Source organism: Amycolatopsis sp. La24, assembly GCF_029087445.1.
Lineage (GTDB): Bacteria > Actinomycetota > Actinomycetes > Mycobacteriales > Pseudonocardiaceae > Amycolatopsis > Amycolatopsis nivea.
This window is the reverse complement of sequence record NZ_JARACH010000082.1, coordinates 1-16,578: the sequence shown is the minus strand read 5'-3', so window position 1 is coordinate 16,578 and position 16,578 is coordinate 1. Positions and strand designations below refer to the sequence as shown.

The following is a 16,578-nucleotide window of genomic DNA, read 5'->3' as shown; positions in this document are numbered from 1 at the left end:
GCGTTTCGCTGGGCTGGAGGGGCCAGCGAGCGGGGGTTCGCTCCCTAGCCCGCGCTCGCCGAACCGTTCCCGGCGAGCTCGGCCACAACGTTCCGGCTCATTGCGCGGTCGCTGCGGCGGCCCAGCGGGTCAGGTCCTCCCTTCGGAGTGCGGCGGCCATCAGATCCGGGAAGAGGTCCGGCGTGCAGGCGAAAGCGGGCACCCCCAGTTCGCTGAGCGCTGCGGCGTTTTCGTGGTCGTAGAACGGCGCTCCCGAGTCCGACAGTGCCAGCAGCGTGACCACTTGCACTCCGGATCCCACCAGGTCTGCGACTCGGCGCAGCAGATCGTCCCGTACTCCGCCTTCGTACAGGTCGCTGATCAGCACCAGGAGGGTTTGTTCGGGGCGTTCCACGAGTCCTTGGCAGTACGCCAATGCGCGGTTGATGTCGGTGCCGCCGCCTAGTTGGGTGCCGAAGAGGACGTCGACCGGGTCGTCCAGGTGGTCGGACAGGTCGGCGACCGCCGTGTCGAACGCGACGAATTTCGTGCTCAGGGCGCGCATTGAGGCCAGGGCGGCACCGAAAACGCCTGAATACACCACGGATTCTGCCATTGAGCCGGACTGGTCGACCGCGAGGATCACGTCGCGGCGGACGCTTTGTTCTCGGCGGCCGAAGCCGAAAAGCTGTTCGGGCACAATGGTTTTCAGTGTGGGCGAGTAGTGCTTCAGGTTCCGGCGGACGGTGCGGTCCCAGTCGATGTCCGCGCCTCGGGGGCGTTGGGTGCGGGCGGCACGGTCCAGTGCACCGCGGACTGCTGCTCGGGTGCGTTCGGCTAGGCGTTCCTCGAGCTCGGTGACGACTTTGCGTACGACGGTGCGTGCGGTTTCCTTCGTCTCCTCGGGCAGGACGTTGTTGAGGGACAACAGGGTTCCGACCAGGTGGACGTCCGGTTCCACGGCGCTGAGCAGTTCCGGTTCCAGCAGCATCCGGGTGATGCCCAGGCGGTCTACGGCGTCGCGTTGCATGACTTGGACTACGGAGCCGGGGAAGTACTTCCGGATGTCGCCGAGCCAGCGCGCGACTCGCGGTGCGGAGGCTTGCAGGCCGCCGCTGCGGTCGCCGCTGCTGCGGGAGTTTTTGGGGCGCTCGTCGTAGAGAGCGGCCAGCACGTTGTCGACGCCGGTGTCCCCTTCGGACAGTGCGTGGCCGGTGCCGTCGGAATCTCCGCCCAGCACTAGGCGCCAGCGGCGGAGGCGTTCGGGGTCGGTGGTCACGGGGCGGCTCCCAGGAGGGTGGCGAAGACCGGCAGGGCGGCTGCGGCGCGGATTTCGTCCAGGTCTTCGGCGAGCGCCGGCTCGACCCGGCGAGTGCCGGACAGGGTGGCGGCGCGTTCGCCGATGGCGCGTTTTTCCGGACTGGCGAAGGCGCCGAAAGTGCGGCGCAGCAAGGGAAGCACCTCGGTGAAGACCTCGGGCGGGATCGAGGTCAGCCAGGTGTCGACGACGCGCAGCATGCGTTCGTCGTGGACCAGCAGGAGCGCGCCGCCGGAGAAGAAGCCTTCGACGTAGGCCGCGCCGTCGGTCGGAGCGATGCCGGGGGTGAGCATGCGGCTCAGCCGGAGTTCGACCTCTGCGCCGTCCAGCAGGTCGGCGTCGTGCAGCAGGCGCACGATGCGGCCAGCCAGCAGCGGGGGCAGGGCGTCGCGGGTGGAGAGGCGGGCCAGTGCGGTGAACCAGCGGTCGCGGGCGGCGTCGCCGAGCAGGTCGGTGGCTTCGTGGACGTCGTCGATGAGTTCGCAGAACTGTGCGGCGGCTTCCTCGTCGATCCCGTGCACGGCAGGCGGAAGGCCGGCGCAGACCCGGGTGAGGATCCGGTCGGCGACTTCTTGCAATTGCGCGGTGTCGGTGCTACGGACGTCGCCGTAGCGGGTTGCCCGCGCCAGTGGCGGCAGCGCAGTCATGAGGTGCGCGACGTCCGCGTCGGCGGCGGCGCGGGTGTCCAGAGCGGCGAGGGTTTCCGGCAGGGCGTCGCCCAGGTCAGCGAGGAGGCAGCGTTCTACCGCTGCGGTGATGTCGGCGAGCGGCGGAGATTCGGCGACGGTTTCGCGCACGACCGCGGTGGCGGCGGCGGGCACGGTGGTGCCGTGGACCGCGGCTGCGACCAGGTCGACCTCGAAACCTGGTTCCCAGCACAAAGTCCAGGTCTCGCGGAAGGTGCCTTTGTTGCGCACCGAGGACAGTTCCGGTTCGCCCCAGGGGATGCCGAGGATCTGCAGCCGGTGCAGCAGGCGCGAGCGGTCGAGACCGCCGGGGGTGCGCAGGTCCAGATCCAGTTCCCGCGCTTGAGGTTCGCGTTTGAGCCGGAGCCGTCGGGCGGTGGCGATCAGGTCGGCGGCCAGCGGTGCTTGCGGCACGTGGTCCGGGACCTCGCCGAGCAGCTCGCCGACCACGAGCCGTTGCGTGACCAGGTCGGCCTGGACGTCGTCGCCTCCGCACAGGACCGCGCGGGTGGCGGCGTCGACCTCGGCCAGTCCGGCGGACGACCGGCCGCGCAGGGCGGCCAGCGTGTCGGCCAGCCGCACCGCTTCGATCACGTGCGCGGTGGAGACCGGCAGGTCTTCTTCGCGCAGCACCCCGGCGACGGCGGTGAGCCACCGGGTGGTGACGTCGGCGGAGGTGCTGAACAGGTGGTGGTACCAGCCGGGAGAGCGGACGCCCGCGCCGTAGCCGGTGACCGACGCGAGCCTGCCGTGCGTCCACGGCACCCACGTGCACACGACCTTCCGCTTCGGGAGTCCTTTGAGGACAGCCTGGTCCTTGGACGCGGGCGGAAGCGGATCGGCCAGCGCGGGCACGTGCCAGGCCCCGCACACCACGGCGATCCGTTCGTAGCCTTCCTTCCGCGTCTTGCGCAGCACGTTGCGCATGTACGCCTCGCGCCGCTGCTCGTGCGGATCGTCCGGCCGGTCGCCCTCGCGCAGCGCGGTCATCGCGTCGGCGATCACCTCGAACGGCGATTCCTCGCCTCGCCGGGATTCGACGAAGTCGTCCCACCAGCGTTCCGGATCGTCGTATCCGCCCGCCGCGGCGAGCTCCGCGAGCGGGTCGGTGCGCGGTGCGGTCCGTTCCTCGCCGAGCGCGAACTGGTGTGCGGCGGGGAGATCGCAGAACTTCACCGGGACACCGGCCGCGGCGGCGTACCGCAGGGCCTGCCATTCCGGGCTGAACACCGCGAACGGCCAGAACGCCGCGCGCGACACGTCGTCGGACGCGTACGCCAGCAGCGCCACCGGCGGCCGCATGCCGTCGTCCGCGGCGAGATCGACGAGCTGGTCCGCTTCCGGCGGTCCCTCGATCAGCACCACGTCCGGTTCCAGCTCGGCGAGCCGGGCGGCGACCGCCCGCGCCGAACCGGGACCGTGGTGCCGGATCCCGAGGAGGTGAGTGGTCATCCGGCGATCTCCTGGCCTGCCCGGTAGAAGTCGGCCCAGCCTTCCCGCTCGCGCACCACGGTCTCCAGGTACTCGCTCCAAATCGCGCTGTCCGCGACCGGATCCTTCACCACCGCACCGTGGATCCCCGCCGCGACGTCCTGCGCGCGCAGCACGCCGTCGCCGAAGTGGGCGGCCAGCGCGAGACCGCCGGTGAGCACGCTGATCGCCTCGGCGGTCGAGAGCGTGCCTGACGGGGTTTTGACCGCGGTGCGGCCGTCCTCGGTGCGGCCGGCCCGCAACTCGCGGAACACCGTGACCACCCGGCGGATTTCGGCGAGATCGGCGGCTTCGGCGGGCAGCGACAGCGCGGCGCCGAGCTGACCGACCCGCCGCCGGACGATGTCCACCTCGGCTTCGGCGGTGTCCGGCAGCGGCAGCACGACGGTGTTGAACCGCCGCCGCAGCGCGCTCGACAGCTCGTTGACGCCCTTGTCCCGGTTGTTCGCCGTGGCCACCAGCGTGAACCCGGGCCGGGCCTGCACCTCGGAGCCCAGTTCGGGGATCGGCAGCGTCTTCTCGGACAGGATCGTGATGAGCGAGTCCTGCACGTCCGCCGGGATCCGGGTGAGTTCCTCGAGCCGCGCGACCTTGCCGTCGCGCATCGCGCGCAGGATCGGGCTTTCGACCAGCGCCTGGTCGCTCGGCCCTTCGGCGATGAGCCGCGCGTAGTTCCAGCCGTAGCGGATCTGCTCCTCGGCGGTGCCCGCGGTGCCCTGGACGAGCAGCGTGGAGTCCCCGCTGATCGCCGCCGCGAGGTGTTCGGACACCCAGGTCTTCGCCGTGCCCGGCACGCCGAGCAGCAGCAGCGCGCGGTCGGTGGCGAGGGTGGCGACCGCGACCTCGATCAGCCGTCGCGGACCGACGTACTTCGGGCTGATCTCGGTGCCGTCGTCGAGTTTCCCGCCGAGCAGGTAGGTGACCACCGCCCACGGGGACAGCCGCCACGACGGCGGTTTCGCCCGGTCGTCGGCCGCGGCGAGAGCGGCCAGTTCGCCGGCGTATTCCTGTTCGGCGTGCGGCCGGAGGACGGGGGACGTCATGCGAGCTCCTTGTGCATTTCACGGCGGAAGGACAGGGTTTCGGCGACTGCGCGCCGCCACGGGGCGGCCTCGCCGGGAAGCGGGATCTCGGCCAGCGGGTGGCCGAGGCAGGCGACGGGCACGGCTTTCGCGATCAGCGCGGCCGCGTGCGCGACCAGCCGGTGGTCGCGCTGCCCGGCGACCCAGTCGAGCAGCACCGTGCCGAGCGCGGCGGGCCACGGCTGCGGCAGGTCGAGGATGAGCCGGGTGAGGGCTTCGACCGGCAGCCCGCGGGTCAGCTTCGCGACCGTGGCGGCCTGTTGTTCGGGCGACAGCACGCCGATGAGCGCGGCGGTGCTGCGCCCGCCCGGTTCGGCTTCCACGAGGGCTTGCGCCCATTGCTCGTCGCGCTGCCGAAGCGCGGCGGTGGCCCAGCTTTCGCGCACCACGTTCAGCGGCGGGCCTTCGACGAGCATCCCAGCCAGTTCGCCCGGGGTGCCGTACTCGGCCCAGAACCGCAGGGGAGTGGCGGCGATGATCGCGCGCAGCCGGGCGGTGCCCTGCCCGGGCCCGGCCGGGACGCGGATGCCGTCGCGGATCAGGCTCTCGTCCGGTTCGGGCGGGGTGAATTCGAGGACGTCGGCCCGCAGCGCACGGCTGCGTACGGTGACGCAGGCGCGCAGCCGTTCGATCATCCGCTCCCCGGAGGCCGAATCGGGGTACCGGCCGATCAGCCGCAGCGCGATCTCGCGCACCCCGGCCGCCCGGTCGCCGAGCGCGGCTTCGACGAACGGCTCGTCCTCCTCGGTGAGGTGCTCGCCGAGCAAGGTCAGGAACGTCGCCCGGACGTCGGCCGGTTCGTTCCCCCAAGCCGCGGCGAGCGTCTCCCGCGCGCGGGCGGGATCGGCGGCGAGCACGCGTTCCAGCCAGGCCTGCCGACGCGCGGCGGTGCCGAACTGCCAGGCGTCGTCGCTGGTGTCGTCGTCGGCGGCGACCAGGAACGCCCAATCCGGGTTCCGCTCACCGAGCCACGCGCCGACCGGCCCGGCGACCGTCGCGAGCGGCGCCCGCAGCGACACCCGGGTCCGTGCCGCGTCGGCCAACGCGGGCAGCCGCTCGGCCGGGACGCGGAATCCCTTGTGCGCCACCGTGGCGAGCCATTCCTCGACCAGCTCCGGCCGGTTCGCGGAGAGCAGGTGCCCGAGCCGCGCCCGCGCCACGTTCGGGATGAACGGGCGGGTGTCCTCCGCCGCGGCGGGTTCGGGTTCGATGCCGGTGAGCGGTCGCTGCCCGGCGCGCCGATAGCCGGTGTACGCCGCTGCCGCGACGAGCGCTTGGTCGGCGGGCTCGGTGCGGTGTCCGGCGATTTCCGTTACGCCGGGCGGTAATCCGGCCGGGTCGAGGGTCCGGCGGCGGGTGCCGAGCAGGACGGTGCTGACGAGATCGTTCCAGGCAGTCACAGTCGCACCATCCCGTCGCGATGCCAGCAGCTCAACGGCCGCAGCCCCGCTGTCGTCCACTCCGCGGCCACCGTGACCGGCCGCTCGGCCGCGAGCGCCAGCAGCGGCCACGGATCCACCGAAGGCACCAGCGGCAGCGCTGCACCGTCCACATCGGACAGTGCCCATCCCTCCCCGTGCCGCGCCGGGCGAAGATCGCTCACCAGCACCGGCCACCGGTCCAGCCAAGGATCAGCCGCGAGCGCGGCGGCGTGTTCGGCCAGCGCGGCAGCGAAGGTGCCGCCCACCGGCCCGCTTTCCGGAGCGACGGGCTCCTCCCGGTGGTCGAACACCGCCCGCAGCGGCACCGCGCCCGGGTGGAACACCAGCTCGCCCGCGACGACGTATCCCGGCGGCAGCGAACTGTCCAGCGGACGCCCGGGCGGAGCGAACGACAGCACCAGCGCGTGCCGGCCGCTGCGTTTGCCCCGCAGCCACGTGCGCCTGCTGCGCAGCGATTCCTGCTCCTCGTCGATCGCGCCGGTGACCAGCCATTGGTCCGGCACCCGTTCGCCGGACTCCAGCACCTGCGCGTTGCTCACCGAGAACCCGAGCCGGGTCCGGACGGTGTCGGCGAGCCCGGCAGGCAGCGACTCCAGCCTGCTCGCCGCGTCCGCGAGCACGTACACCAGCGACAACTCGGCCAGCAGCCGATCCGGCCAGTCCCGGCCGCGGCCGACCAGCGCCGCCGCCCGGCGCAGGCCGTTCGCCAGCCCGGGAGCTTGCGCGTCGACCATGCGCGAGGCGACCGTGTACAGCTCGTCGGCGCCGCCGCGTTCGAACGCCGCGAACCCGGCGGACACCCGGTCGGCAAGCCATCCGCGCAGCTCAGCGGCTCCGGCGGTGACCCGCGCGAGCCGTTCCTGCGCCCGCTTGGCGGCCGCTTCGAGATCCTTCGGCGCGTCCGTTTTCTTCTCGGCCCGCTCCGCTCGCGCGGCCCGTTCGTCCAGCCACGGGTGCACCCATCCGGGCTCCTCCGCGCGGGGGACCTGCCCGTCAGCCCAGAGCAGCAGCAACCCCAGCGCGTGCTTGCACGGGAACTTCCGGCTCGGGCAGGTGCACCGGAACGCGGGCCCGGCCGTTTCCACCATCGTCTGGTACGGCCGCTTCCCGCTGCCTTGGCACGCGCCCCAGACCGCGCGGTCGGACGCGCCCGCGTCCGACCACTTCGCCGGCGCCGCCTGCCCGCGCCCGGCTTTCGCCGACGCGGCGTCCGGCGCGAGTTCGAGCACCCGCTCCGGGCTCCACCGCGCCGCTGCTTCGTCCCCCACGTTTTCCTTGCCGCTCTTCCAGTTCTTCTCCCCCTCGGGGGCTGACTCGAAGAGCATCCCACCCGCCACCGACAATTTCCGCGGGCGGCGGGGGAGAGCAGCGGAAATCAGGAGGATTCGACCGCCCCGCGCCAGCGCACCGTGGGCCGCAGCCGGTCGTCGTTCACCCGGTGCTTGTTCGCGCCGACGATGTCGAACATCGACTCGATCAGCGTGTCCGACAGCAGATGCGGCTCCAGCCCCAGCCCGACCAGCCCGGTGTGCTTGACGTTGTAGTAGTGCTCGGGCTGCTCCACCCGCGGGTTGTCCAGGTTCTCGATCTGCACCGGCCCGGGGAAGCGGTCGGCGACGAGTTCGGCGATCTCCCGCACCGACATGCTCTCGGTCATCTGGTTGAAGACCCGGAACTCGCCGCGCCCGGCCGGATTCTCCACGGCCAGCCGGATGCACTCGACGGTGTCGCGGATGTCGATCAGCCCGCGCGTCTGCCCGCCCTTGCCGTACACCGTGAGCGGCTGCCCCAGCACGGCCTGGATGACGAACCGGTTGAGCACCGTGCCGAACACCGCGTCGTAGTCGAACCGCGTGGCCAGGCGCGGGTCGAGCGCGGTCTGCGGCGTCTGCTGGCCGTACACGACGCCCTGGTTGAGGTCGGTCGCGCGCAGTTCCCAGATCCGGCAGGCGAACTCGATGTTGTGCGAGTCGTGCACCTTCGACAGGTGGTAGAACGAGCCCGGCTTCTTCGGGTACAGCATCCGGTCGCGGCGGCCGTTGTGCTCGACCTCGAGCCAGCCTTCCTCGATGTCGATGTTCGGGGTCCCGTACTCGCCCATCGTTCCCAGCTTGACCAGGTGGATGTCCGGGTCGATCTCGGCGATCGCGTAGAGCAGGTTGAGGTTGCCGACCACGTTGTTGTGCTGCGTGTAGACGGCGTGCTCGCGGTCGATCATCGAATACGGCGCGGACCGCTGCTCGGCGAAGTGCACGATCGCCGCGGGGCGGAAATCGCGCACCGCGTCGAAGAGGAATTCCGCGTCGAGCAGGTCGCCTTCGTAGCTCGTGATGCGCTTCCCGGACACCTCGTGCCACGCGTCGACGCGGGTGCTCAGGTCTTCGATGGGGACGAGGCTCTCGGCGCCGAGCTCGACGTCGTACTGCCGCCGCGCGAAGTTGTCCAGAACAGCCACTTCGTGGCCTTTGTCCGACAAGTGGAGCGCAGTGGGCCAGCCTAGGTAGCCGTCACCGCCGAGAACCAGCACTCGCATCCGGAGCACCCTTTCCTTTCGTTTTCGCGACAGGCACGGCCTTTCGTTGTACACGACGCCCGGATGTCGCGGTGGCAGATCCGAACCTAATCGCCCGCCGCTGATGTTCGGCTGGCAGTCAGCTGTGAATCCGCTGTGGGCCGGGGGGTCGCGCGGCGGAGCCGGCGGCCCGAGGGGAGACTGGGACTATGACGACGGTAACCAACCCGGCGAACCCGCGCACGACGGAAGAATCGCCCGAGCCGCGCCGCCGCGGCCTGGCCAGGTTCGTCCGCGCGGCCGCCAGTTCGGTGGCCGCCACGCTGCTCAGCCAGGCCGCGCTGATCGCGGTGCTCGCCGCGGGCGGGGCCCCATGGCTGGCCAGCGCGTGCGCGTTCGCGGCCGGGGCGGTGCTGAACTTCTTCCTCACCCGGCGCTGGGTGTGGGGCCGCCGCGGCCGTCCCGAACCCGTCCGCGAGCTGCTGCCCTACGTCCTCGTCATCTCGCTCGGCGGCCTCGCCTCGGTGGGCCTGACGACGCTCGCCGGCCACCTGCTCGCGCCGTTGCACCTGCCGCACTTCTGGTGGGTCGTCCTGCTCGACGCGGCGTACGTGCTCAGCTACGCGCTGGTGTTCGTCGCGAAGTTCACGATGCTCGACCGGTTCGTTTTCGACCGCGGCGCAGCACGTACCCGCGCCACCACGTCCCTGTCATGACCCGCGCGTAGTTCGCGCCGTACACGACGCTGCCGCCCTTCTTGCTCTTGCCCGCCTTGCGCAGTCGCATGCTCATCGGCCGTTCGAGCACGCGCGCGCCTTGCGCGGTCGCGCCCAGCAGCAGTTCCGACGACTGGTACTGCGGTTCGTTGAGCGGGATCGCGCACGCCAGTTCCGCGCGCAGCGAACGGAATCCGAACGACGTGTCGGTGATCCGCCGCCAGGTGAGCACAGACGCGAGCCACGCGAACACGCGCACGCCGATCCAGCGCATCCGGCTGTCGGCCTCTTCGTGGCCCAAACGCCGGGAGCCGGTCACGAAATCGGCAGTGCCGTCCAGCAGCGGTGCGAGCAACTCGGCCATTTCGCTGTTGTCGTACTGACCGTCGCCGTCGGTGGTGACGATGTACTTCGCGCCGTTCTCGGCCGCAAGGTGGTACCCGAGGCGTAGCGCGGCGCCCTGGCCGCGGTTAGTCGGCGCGACGCACACGTACGCGCCATGGTCTTCCGCGATGGCCGCAGTGTTGTCCGTACCGCCGTCTACGACCACCAGGACGTCTACCGGCAGCCCGAGACATTCGTCCGGCATCTTCTCCAGCACTTGTCCGATGCCGCCGGCTTCGTTGTACGCGGCGATCACTACGGTCAGTTCGGACAGCTTCGCGCCGGGATGCCGGTCGTGGAAGTCCTTGATCGCGCCTTCGTCGACAGAGTCGGGATAACTGCCGAGACGGCGACGGCTCGCCACAGTGAGCGTCGTGAACCCGAGCGCACCCGCGACTGGCAACAGCACGAGCGCGGGAAGCTGGTAGCGCCAGGAAAACTCGAACACCGCGGACCCGAACAGCAGGAACAACCCAGTGCCCGCAGCGAACAACGCCCCGCTGCGCGCAGGGTGCCGGGGTTTCTTGCGCCGCAGCACGGTCAGCAGGCCGAGCAGCGCGAAGAACCCGAGCACCGCGCCGGGCACGAACCCGCCGTTGATCTGGTAGTCGCGCAGGAACGCCGCGATCGGCTCGTTGACCTGGGGATCCGTGCTGTCGTACTGCTGGGTGACCGCCTTGACCGCGGCGGGATCGGCGAACTCCGGATAGGTCAGCTGGAACTGCCACCGGTCGATCGGCACGTCGGTGGGCGCGGTGTAGCGGGTGAACTGGAAGCTCTTCCCGAAGTCGCCGAGGATCGACGTCGCGACGTCCCACCACTGCGCTTTCAGCGCGGTCATCGCGAATTCGTGCGCCAGCACGCCCTTGTCCGCGCCGGGCGGCAGCGGGCCGGGCCACGCCGGGTCGAGGTCGGCGTGCGTGTAGTTGTCGACCAGCCGGTTCTCGACCGGTTCGGTGGGACAGAACTGCCGCACGACCGGGTCGAGCTGGAGTTTCGCGCAGTCCGCGACCGCGGCGGTCCGGCCGTAGAGCATGCTGCCGGACGGCCCGCTCAAGCCCCAGTTTCCGGTCTCCGCCTTGACTTTCGCCGCGTACGGGACCACCACGACGAGGATCGCGAGCAAGCCGACCCCGGCGTCGCGCCAGCCGCGCCACGAACGCCACGCGCTGCCCGCGGCGAGCACGTAGAGCAGGAACGGCACGGCGATCGTGACGCCGATCAGCCGCACCAGCACGCCGAACCCGACCACGAGCCCGGCCAGCGCGATCCGCCGCCAGTTCGGTTTTCCCTTGGCCAGCACCAGCCACAGCAGCCCGAACAGCAGTGCCTCGAACAGCACCTCGGCCATGATGTTCTGCTCGATCTGCACCTGGTAGGCGTCGAGCAGCAGGGGCGCGGCGGCCAGCGCGCCCACCCAGTTGCGCGCGCCGAGCCGCCGGGCCAGCGCGTAGATGCCGACCGCGATCGCCAGTCCGGCCAGGTGCTGCACGGCGGCGACGAACGACAGTCCGCCGACCGCGAGCAGCGGTTTCAGCAGCAGGTCGTAGCCGACCGGGTTGATCCCGTCGGCGCGCAGGCCCTGCAGATTGTCCAGGTAGCGGAAGGAATCGATGTACAGCAGCGCGGGCCGGTAGGCGATCCAGGACAGCACCCGCAGCGTGGTTCCCGCGGCGAGGAGCACCAGCAGGAACGCGTGGCGCCGGAGGAATCCGGTCACGGCGCCTCGGCCCGGTCCAGTCCGGAGAAGTACTTCCACGCGGTGGCGAGACCGTCGGCGAGGGTGATTTCCGGGCGGTAGCCGATGGTTTCCGCGCTCGCCGAGACGTCCACGACCACCGCCGGCATCTCCCCGGCGGGCGCGGGCACGTGCTCGATCGGCAACTCGGCCCCGGTCACCGCGCGCACGGTCTCGACCATTTCCAGCACGGACACCGAACGTCCGGCGCCGACGATCGCGCGACCGGTGTAGCCGCTTTCGTAGGCGAGCACGATCGCGCGCACGACGTCGTCTACATGCACGAGGTCCCGACGTTGCTCGCCGGTGCCGTACACCCGCACGCCTTCATTATTCAACGCCGCACGCATCATGCGCGGCACGAAGCTGTCTTTATGCGACATGCCAGGCCCGTACACGTTGGTGAAGCGCAGCGCGCACGTCGTGATGCCGTACGCGCCCGCGTAACCCGACAGCAGCATCTCGCAGGCCGCTTTCGTGGCACCGTATGGCGTAAGCGGCTTCGTGGGCAGGTCGACCGTGATGGTGTTAGTGCCGACATCGCCGATCACTGCGTTCGTGGACGCGAGAATGAAGCGCGGCACCTCGCGTACGCGACACAGCTCGAGAAGTTCTTGTGTCACCGCAACGTTCTCCGCGTACGTGTCGCGCGGCAGCTCTACGGACTTCAGTACGGACGTCAGCGCAGCAAGGTGCACAATCCCGCCGACGCCTGCCTCGACAGCTGCTTCGCGCGTTTCGGCGGCACGCAGATCTCCGACGACGACGCGCACTCCCTCGTCCGTCGTCTCGTAGCGCACGCGGTCCACGACAGTGACCGGATAACCGCGCTCACGGAACTCGCGCACGACAGCGCGGCCGATGAAACCGCTGCCGCCGGTGACGACGACGGGTGTCCTTTCGGGACTGTGGGGGAGTGTCATGGCGCACAACCTACCTCCGCAGCCTGTGCGTCACTTGTGCGTCCCTCGCCCGCGCGAGCGCGGGACCGCGTGCGGGCACCCCCAGCGACCGCACGCGGATCCCGGTGTTTAGTTTTCTAAACGATGCGCGGGGCGAGTGTAGCCGGAACGGGACGGCTGGTGTCAAGTTTTCGGGACGGTTATGCTGGTCGCTGTTACGGAGACGGAACGGTGATGGGGGCGGCATGGCCGAGCAGGCGGGGGAGCGCAGCTTCGCGGAACGTCTGGCGCACCTGATCGCGACCGTGCATCCGCCGGACCGCAAGCCCTACTCCTACCGCGAGATCGCCCAGGGCGTCGCGGACGTGACCGGCGTCAGCATGTCGGCCACGCACGTCCAGCAGCTCGCCGTGGGCGCGCGGCGCGACCCGAAGCGGTCGCACATCCAGGCGCTCGCGCGGTTCTTCGGCGTGCCGGTCACCTACTTCTTCGACGACGAGGTCGCCGGCCGGGTCGACGAGCAGGTCGCCGACGTGGTCGCCTGGCGCGACACCCAGGCCCGCGACCTGGCGCAGCGCGCGATGCGGCTGTCCGAGCGCGACCGGCGGACCGTTTCCGCCCTGATGGACCAGCTCGGCAGCTACGCCGAGGGGCGCGACCGCACCCGGCGCGGACGCAAGCCGGAGTGAGCCGGGCGGCTATGCTGGCGGCGGCCGGAGCGCCGGGGACCCCCTGGTGCACCAGGCTGGTCCAGCCGCCGATCGCCTCGGGAGGGGACATCGACCCGACCGTGCGAGCGCGCGCCCGCGACCGGGTGCGCGACCTGCTGCGGCACGTGCCCGCCCCGCGGCCGTGGTCGATGAACGCGTGGATCGACCGGCTGGAACGGCACCGCGGCCGCGACATCGACCTGGTCGCGGTCGACTACGCGCCCGGCCAGCCCTCCGGCGCGTGGCAGCGGCACGACGACTTCGACCTCATCGCGTACGCGGCGGGCACGTCGTCGCTGCACCAGGACCACATCATCGCCCACGAAATCGCGCACCTGCTGTGCGAGCACCGCGGCGAATGCGTGCTCACCGACGCCGAAGCGGCGACGCTCGCGCCGGATCTCAGCGCGCACCTGCTGTCGCATCTGCTCACCCGCGTCACCACGAATTCCGACGAGTACGAAGCGGAGCTCATTGCCGTGTTCCTGATGAGCGCCGCCACCGAGAGCGGTGCGCAGCTGCGGCCAGGCGCTTCCGGCCCGGCAGCGGATCGCGCGCGTCGCTTCGCGTCGCTGCTCGGGTAGTGCGCGGATGATCGACGTTTTGTTCTTCGGCGTCGGCCTGCTCGCCGTCGCGGTCGGGATCTGGCGCGCGGTGCGAGCACGGCGGACCGGTGCTGGCGGGGGTCTCGCGACCAGCCTGATCGCCCTCGGCGTCGCGTTGTGCTTGCTCGCCGACAGTGCGCAGGCGATCGAGAGTCAGCTGTACCCGAGTCTGGGGCGGCTGCTGTCGAACCTCGCGACGATGGTGGCCGCGTACGGCATCGAAGTGACTGTCGCGGAGATCGGTGGCGTGGCAGAGCGCCGACGGCGCGCGCGGCTCGGGGCGTTGATTGTCGCGCTCGTCGTGCTCACTGCGTCGTTCTTCGCGACGCGCGGGCTTCCGACGGGCGTCGGGCTCTTCGACGAGCTGTACCGGTCGAATCCGACACTGGTCGTGTACATCGTCGTCTACACGCTGTACCTGGGTTTGGCGGTGGCGGACATCGCCGTGGTGTCGGCCGGGGCGGTGCGCGCGGGTACGGGTGCGCTGCGGGCCGGGCTGGGCATCATGCTGCTGGCCTGTGTGTTCGCTTTCGCTTATCTGATCGGCAAGATCGTCGGCCTGATCAGCGATCTGACCGCGGAGCATCCGGTCACGAAGCTGTGCCGCGGCGCGTTTTCGACGGTTCCGTGCACGCTCGCGGTCGGCTTTCCGGCGGTATCGGTGCTGCTGGTCGTGGTGGGGCTGACGGTGCCTGCGTTGCCCGCGGTGGGCCGGGCGGTGCGCGATGCGCGGACGCGGGCGGTGCTCCGGCCGCTGCGGGAGCACCTGGCTTCCCGGTACCCGGATGTCGTCCGGCTCGACGACGCGTCGGGGACCGGCCGGGAGCGGCTGCTGACGATGATGAGCGAGATCAACGACGGACTGCTGCTGTCCGGGGTCGGGCCTGAGTTGTCGCCGAGCGCGGCTGTGCGGGTGCTGCGCAGTTCTGAGCCGGTGCTTGAGCAGTCCGCGGAGCCGCCGGTGCTGCCCGAGGAGACCGCGTTCGCGGCTGAGGTGGCTCGGCTGCGGGCTATCGCGCAGGAGTTCCGAGCGGAGCCGACAGCCGGAGCTGCCAACCCTGCTCCGTGAGCACGACGAGGTGCAGCATGTCCGCCCGGGCGGTGAGCGGCAGCGCTGCTCGGGCGCGTTCGGCGACCTCGGCGCGCTGATCGTCGGTGCCGCCGAGGGCGATCGTCAGGTGCGCTGGCGGGTGCGCTCCGAAGCGTCCGCCGTACGGAGGCACGTCGGGCCAGTGATCGCACACGGCGTCGGCGAGGGGCTGGAGCGCCGGGGCGGCCGCTGCGACGAATCCGGGTGCGACGACGAGGTCGGTGAGCTGCACATCCGTTACGGGGAAGCTCGCGGCGAGCTGCGTGACGTCGGCGTCGGTCTGTTCGGTGAGCCGTTCGGCGGGCAGGAACGGGTACAGCGCCGTGACGTGCGGCGGAAGACCGGGACGGACGAGTCCGGGGTCGACGGCCGCGGCGGTTTCGAGCAGGACGGCGGCGGACGGGAGCGTGACGACGAGCGCGCTGGTTCCGGGCGTGGGCACGGCCCCGATCCTGCCGGACCGCCCGCGCCGTCGCACCGCAAGGGCCCCGCTTCCCGGCGTAAAGGAAAGGCAACCCTTTCTTTTCTGCTTCTTCCGGTGAATTCCGCTTAACCGAACCCTAAGTCTTCCCCAAGTCCGCCGACGGCGATTCCCGGCGGTCCTACACTCGGTGGATGAAGATCGTCCTATGGACCGCATTGTGCGGATTGTGCGCCGTCACCGGCCACGTGCTCCTGGGCGTCGTGGCAGGTTTCCTTCTGCTGGCTTGTGTTCCGCGCCGTCCCGCCCCGGGCCGGCCGGCACCCGAAAGAGAATTGATCAGCTCCCGCGGCTGACTTTCCGGAGAATTCCCCCGGAATTGCCGCCCGGCGGCCGGCGCCGCCTCCTCCCGGCCGCCGGAGTCCCGGAATTGTCGGTGCCGTGCGGTACAACGGTGGCCGGCGAACAGGGAGGGAACATGCATTACGTCGAACACGGTTCCGGCACGCCGGTGCTGGCCGTCCACGGCTGGATGCCGGACCACCGCCTGATGACCGGCTGTCTCGAGCCGGTCTTCGCGCGGCGGCCCGGATTCCGGCGGATCTACCCGGATCTGCCCGGCATGGGCGAGTCGCCCGCCGGGTCCGCGCGCGGGTCGGACGACCTGGTGGCGGGGCTGGCGGACCTGGTGGACGACCTGATCGGGGACGAGCCGTTCCTGCTGGTCGGCGAGTCGTACGGCGGCTATCTGGCGCGCGGGCTCACGCGGGCGCGGCCCGAGCAGGTCGCCGGGCTGGCGCTGGTGTGCCCGGTCGGCCGCCCGGTGCCGGTGCTGGAGCGGGACGTGCCGGAGCACGAGGTGCTGCGCGCCGACCCGGACCTGCTGGCGAGTCTCGATCCGGCGGAGGCGGCGGAGTACGGGGAGATGGCGGTCGTCCAGTCCGAGGAGACGCTGGCGCGCTTCCGCGCGGACGTCGCGCCTGGTCTGGCGGCCGCCGACCGGGCCGCGCTGCAGCGGATGCTGTCGGGCTGGGAGCTGTCGGTCGATCCGGAAAGCGGTCCGGTGTACCGGAAACCGTCGCTGATCGTGTGCGGTCGGCAGGACGCGTCTACGGGATTCGCTGAGTTGTACGGATTGCTGGGGCACTATCCGCGGGCGAGTTACGCGGTGCTCGACCGGGCGGGGCACAACCTGCAGTTCGAGCAGCCGGTGTTGTTCGAGGCGCTGGTGGACGAATGGCTGGACCGGGTCGAGGAGGGGAGTGGTGCGGTGACGTGAGGGTGGGTGGGGTGCTTGCTGGCTGAGGGGCCCGGCTGTTCCTGTGGCGGCGGTGCTGCGGCGTGTGGTGCGCGGTTTAGCGTGGTGCTAGGTCGGTTGAGGTTCACCCCGAATGGTGGACAGGGGCTTACGAGGGGTTCAGGCAGCCGTTCGGAGTGCCTGCTCGAAGTTGTCGGGGCTGAGCATCCCGATAGCGGAGTGCCGCCGCACACTGTTGTAGAAA

The 16,578-nt window shown here is 70.8% G+C and carries 14 protein-coding genes; 5 read left to right on the top strand and 9 right to left on the bottom strand.

Going from position 1 to position 16,578, the window contains the following annotated elements; translation table 11 throughout:
• Nucleotides 1–97 precede the first annotated feature (97 nt).
• From PUT80_RS42005 to PUT80_RS41980, 6 genes are read right to left on the bottom strand one after another with little or no spacing between them, the layout of a single operon-like run.
• Nucleotides 98–1,258: a VWA domain-containing protein gene (locus tag PUT80_RS42005; RefSeq protein WP_275295484.1), complete on the bottom strand. Its 1,161-nt coding sequence runs from the start codon at nt 1,256–1,258 to the stop codon at nt 98–100.
• Entirely contained in the window at nt 1,255–3,435 is a 2,181-nt protein-coding gene (locus PUT80_RS42000; RefSeq protein ID WP_275295483.1) for a DUF5682 family protein, read from the bottom strand. The genes PUT80_RS42005 and PUT80_RS42000 overlap by 4 nt, the downstream gene beginning before the upstream one ends.
• Entirely contained in the window at nt 3,432–4,517 is a 1,086-nt protein-coding gene (locus tag PUT80_RS41995; RefSeq protein WP_037815508.1) for an AAA family ATPase, read from the bottom strand. The genes PUT80_RS42000 and PUT80_RS41995 overlap by 4 nt, the downstream gene beginning before the upstream one ends.
• Entirely contained in the window at nt 4,514–5,956 is a 1,443-nt protein-coding gene (locus PUT80_RS41990; protein WP_275295482.1) for a DUF5691 domain-containing protein, read from the bottom strand. The genes PUT80_RS41995 and PUT80_RS41990 overlap by 4 nt, the downstream gene beginning before the upstream one ends.
• The gene (locus tag PUT80_RS41985; RefSeq protein ID WP_275295481.1) at nt 5,953–7,323 is read right to left on the bottom strand and encodes an SWIM zinc finger family protein; all 1,371 of its coding nucleotides are present in this window, start codon (nt 7,321–7,323) and stop codon (nt 5,953–5,955) included. Before PUT80_RS41985 ends, PUT80_RS41990 begins: the two co-directional genes overlap by 4 nt.
• A 50-nt stretch (nt 7,324–7,373) precedes the next feature.
• Nucleotides 7,374–8,531, bottom strand: a complete 1,158-nt coding sequence (locus tag PUT80_RS41980) for an NAD-dependent epimerase/dehydratase family protein (RefSeq protein ID WP_037815513.1) — start codon at nt 8,529–8,531, stop codon at nt 7,374–7,376.
• 188 nt (nt 8,532–8,719) lie between these two features.
• On the opposite strand from PUT80_RS41980, the gene PUT80_RS41975 reads away from it, so the two are divergent.
• Nucleotides 8,720–9,226 carry a GtrA family protein gene (locus tag PUT80_RS41975; protein WP_043830087.1) on the top strand — a complete coding sequence of 169 codons (507 nt, stop codon included), beginning with the start codon at nt 8,720–8,722 and terminating at the stop codon, nt 9,224–9,226.
• Here PUT80_RS41975 and PUT80_RS41970 read toward each other — a convergent pair.
• A complete protein-coding gene (locus PUT80_RS41970; protein WP_134731290.1) occupies nt 9,156–11,330 on the bottom strand; it encodes a glycosyltransferase family 2 protein in 2,175 nt (724 codons plus the stop codon). The two genes, PUT80_RS41975 and PUT80_RS41970, sit on opposite strands and share 71 nt — an antisense overlap.
• Nucleotides 11,327–12,271 carry an NAD-dependent epimerase/dehydratase family protein gene (locus tag PUT80_RS41965; protein ID WP_037815517.1) on the bottom strand — a complete coding sequence of 315 codons (945 nt, stop codon included), beginning with the start codon at nt 12,269–12,271 and terminating at the stop codon, nt 11,327–11,329. Before PUT80_RS41965 ends, PUT80_RS41970 begins: the two co-directional genes overlap by 4 nt.
• 224 nt (nt 12,272–12,495) lie before the next feature.
• Here PUT80_RS41965 and PUT80_RS41960 point away from each other — a divergent pair, with 224 nt between their 5' ends.
• The 3 genes from PUT80_RS41960 to PUT80_RS41950 are packed head-to-tail and all read left to right on the top strand — an operon-like array spanning nt 12,496 to nt 14,634.
• Entirely contained in the window at nt 12,496–12,939 is a 444-nt protein-coding gene (locus PUT80_RS41960; RefSeq protein ID WP_037815518.1) for a hypothetical protein, read from the top strand.
• Nucleotides 12,936–13,544 (top strand): hypothetical protein, encoded by a 609-nt coding sequence (locus PUT80_RS41955; RefSeq protein WP_238605710.1) that lies wholly within the window; start codon nt 12,936–12,938, stop codon nt 13,542–13,544. Before PUT80_RS41960 ends, PUT80_RS41955 begins: the two co-directional genes overlap by 4 nt.
• Before the next feature lie 7 nt (nt 13,545–13,551).
• On the top strand, nt 13,552–14,634 hold the full coding sequence (locus tag PUT80_RS41950) for a hypothetical protein (protein WP_275295480.1): 1,083 nt from the start codon (nt 13,552–13,554) through the stop codon (nt 14,632–14,634).
• On the opposite strand, the gene PUT80_RS41945 is transcribed toward PUT80_RS41950, so the two are convergent.
• Nucleotides 14,576–15,097: a 2'-5' RNA ligase family protein gene (locus PUT80_RS41945; protein WP_275295479.1), complete on the bottom strand. Its 522-nt coding sequence runs from the start codon at nt 15,095–15,097 to the stop codon at nt 14,576–14,578. The genes PUT80_RS41950 and PUT80_RS41945 overlap by 59 nt on opposite strands.
• 457 nt (nt 15,098–15,554) lie before the next feature.
• Between PUT80_RS41945 and PUT80_RS41940 the strand changes: the two genes are divergently transcribed.
• Nucleotides 15,555–16,355 (top strand): alpha/beta hydrolase, encoded by an 801-nt coding sequence (locus PUT80_RS41940; protein WP_275295478.1) that lies wholly within the window; start codon nt 15,555–15,557, stop codon nt 16,353–16,355.
• Nucleotides 16,356–16,578: the final 223 nt, after the last annotated feature.

Coding starts and splice junctions, on each gene's coding strand:
- PUT80_RS42000 (WP_275295483.1), bottom strand. CDS start 3,435: ATGACCACTCACCTCCTCGGGATCCGGCACCACGGTCCCGGTTCGGCG.
- PUT80_RS41995 (WP_037815508.1), bottom strand. CDS start 4,517: ATGACGTCCCCCGTCCTCCGGCCGCACGCCGAACAGGAATACGCCGGC.
- PUT80_RS41985 (WP_275295481.1), bottom strand. CDS start 7,323: ATGCTCTTCGAGTCAGCCCCCGAGGGGGAGAAGAACTGGAAGAGCGGC.
- PUT80_RS41980 (WP_037815513.1), bottom strand. CDS start 8,531: ATGCGAGTGCTGGTTCTCGGCGGTGACGGCTACCTAGGCTGGCCCACT.
- PUT80_RS41975 (WP_043830087.1), top strand. CDS start 8,720: ATGACGACGGTAACCAACCCGGCGAACCCGCGCACGACGGAAGAATCG.
- PUT80_RS41965 (WP_037815517.1), bottom strand. CDS start 12,271: ATGACACTCCCCCACAGTCCCGAAAGGACACCCGTCGTCGTCACCGGC.
- PUT80_RS41960 (WP_037815518.1), top strand. CDS start 12,496: ATGGCCGAGCAGGCGGGGGAGCGCAGCTTCGCGGAACGTCTGGCGCAC.
- PUT80_RS41950 (WP_275295480.1), top strand. CDS start 13,552: ATGATCGACGTTTTGTTCTTCGGCGTCGGCCTGCTCGCCGTCGCGGTC.
- PUT80_RS41940 (WP_275295478.1), top strand. CDS start 15,555: ATGCATTACGTCGAACACGGTTCCGGCACGCCGGTGCTGGCCGTCCAC.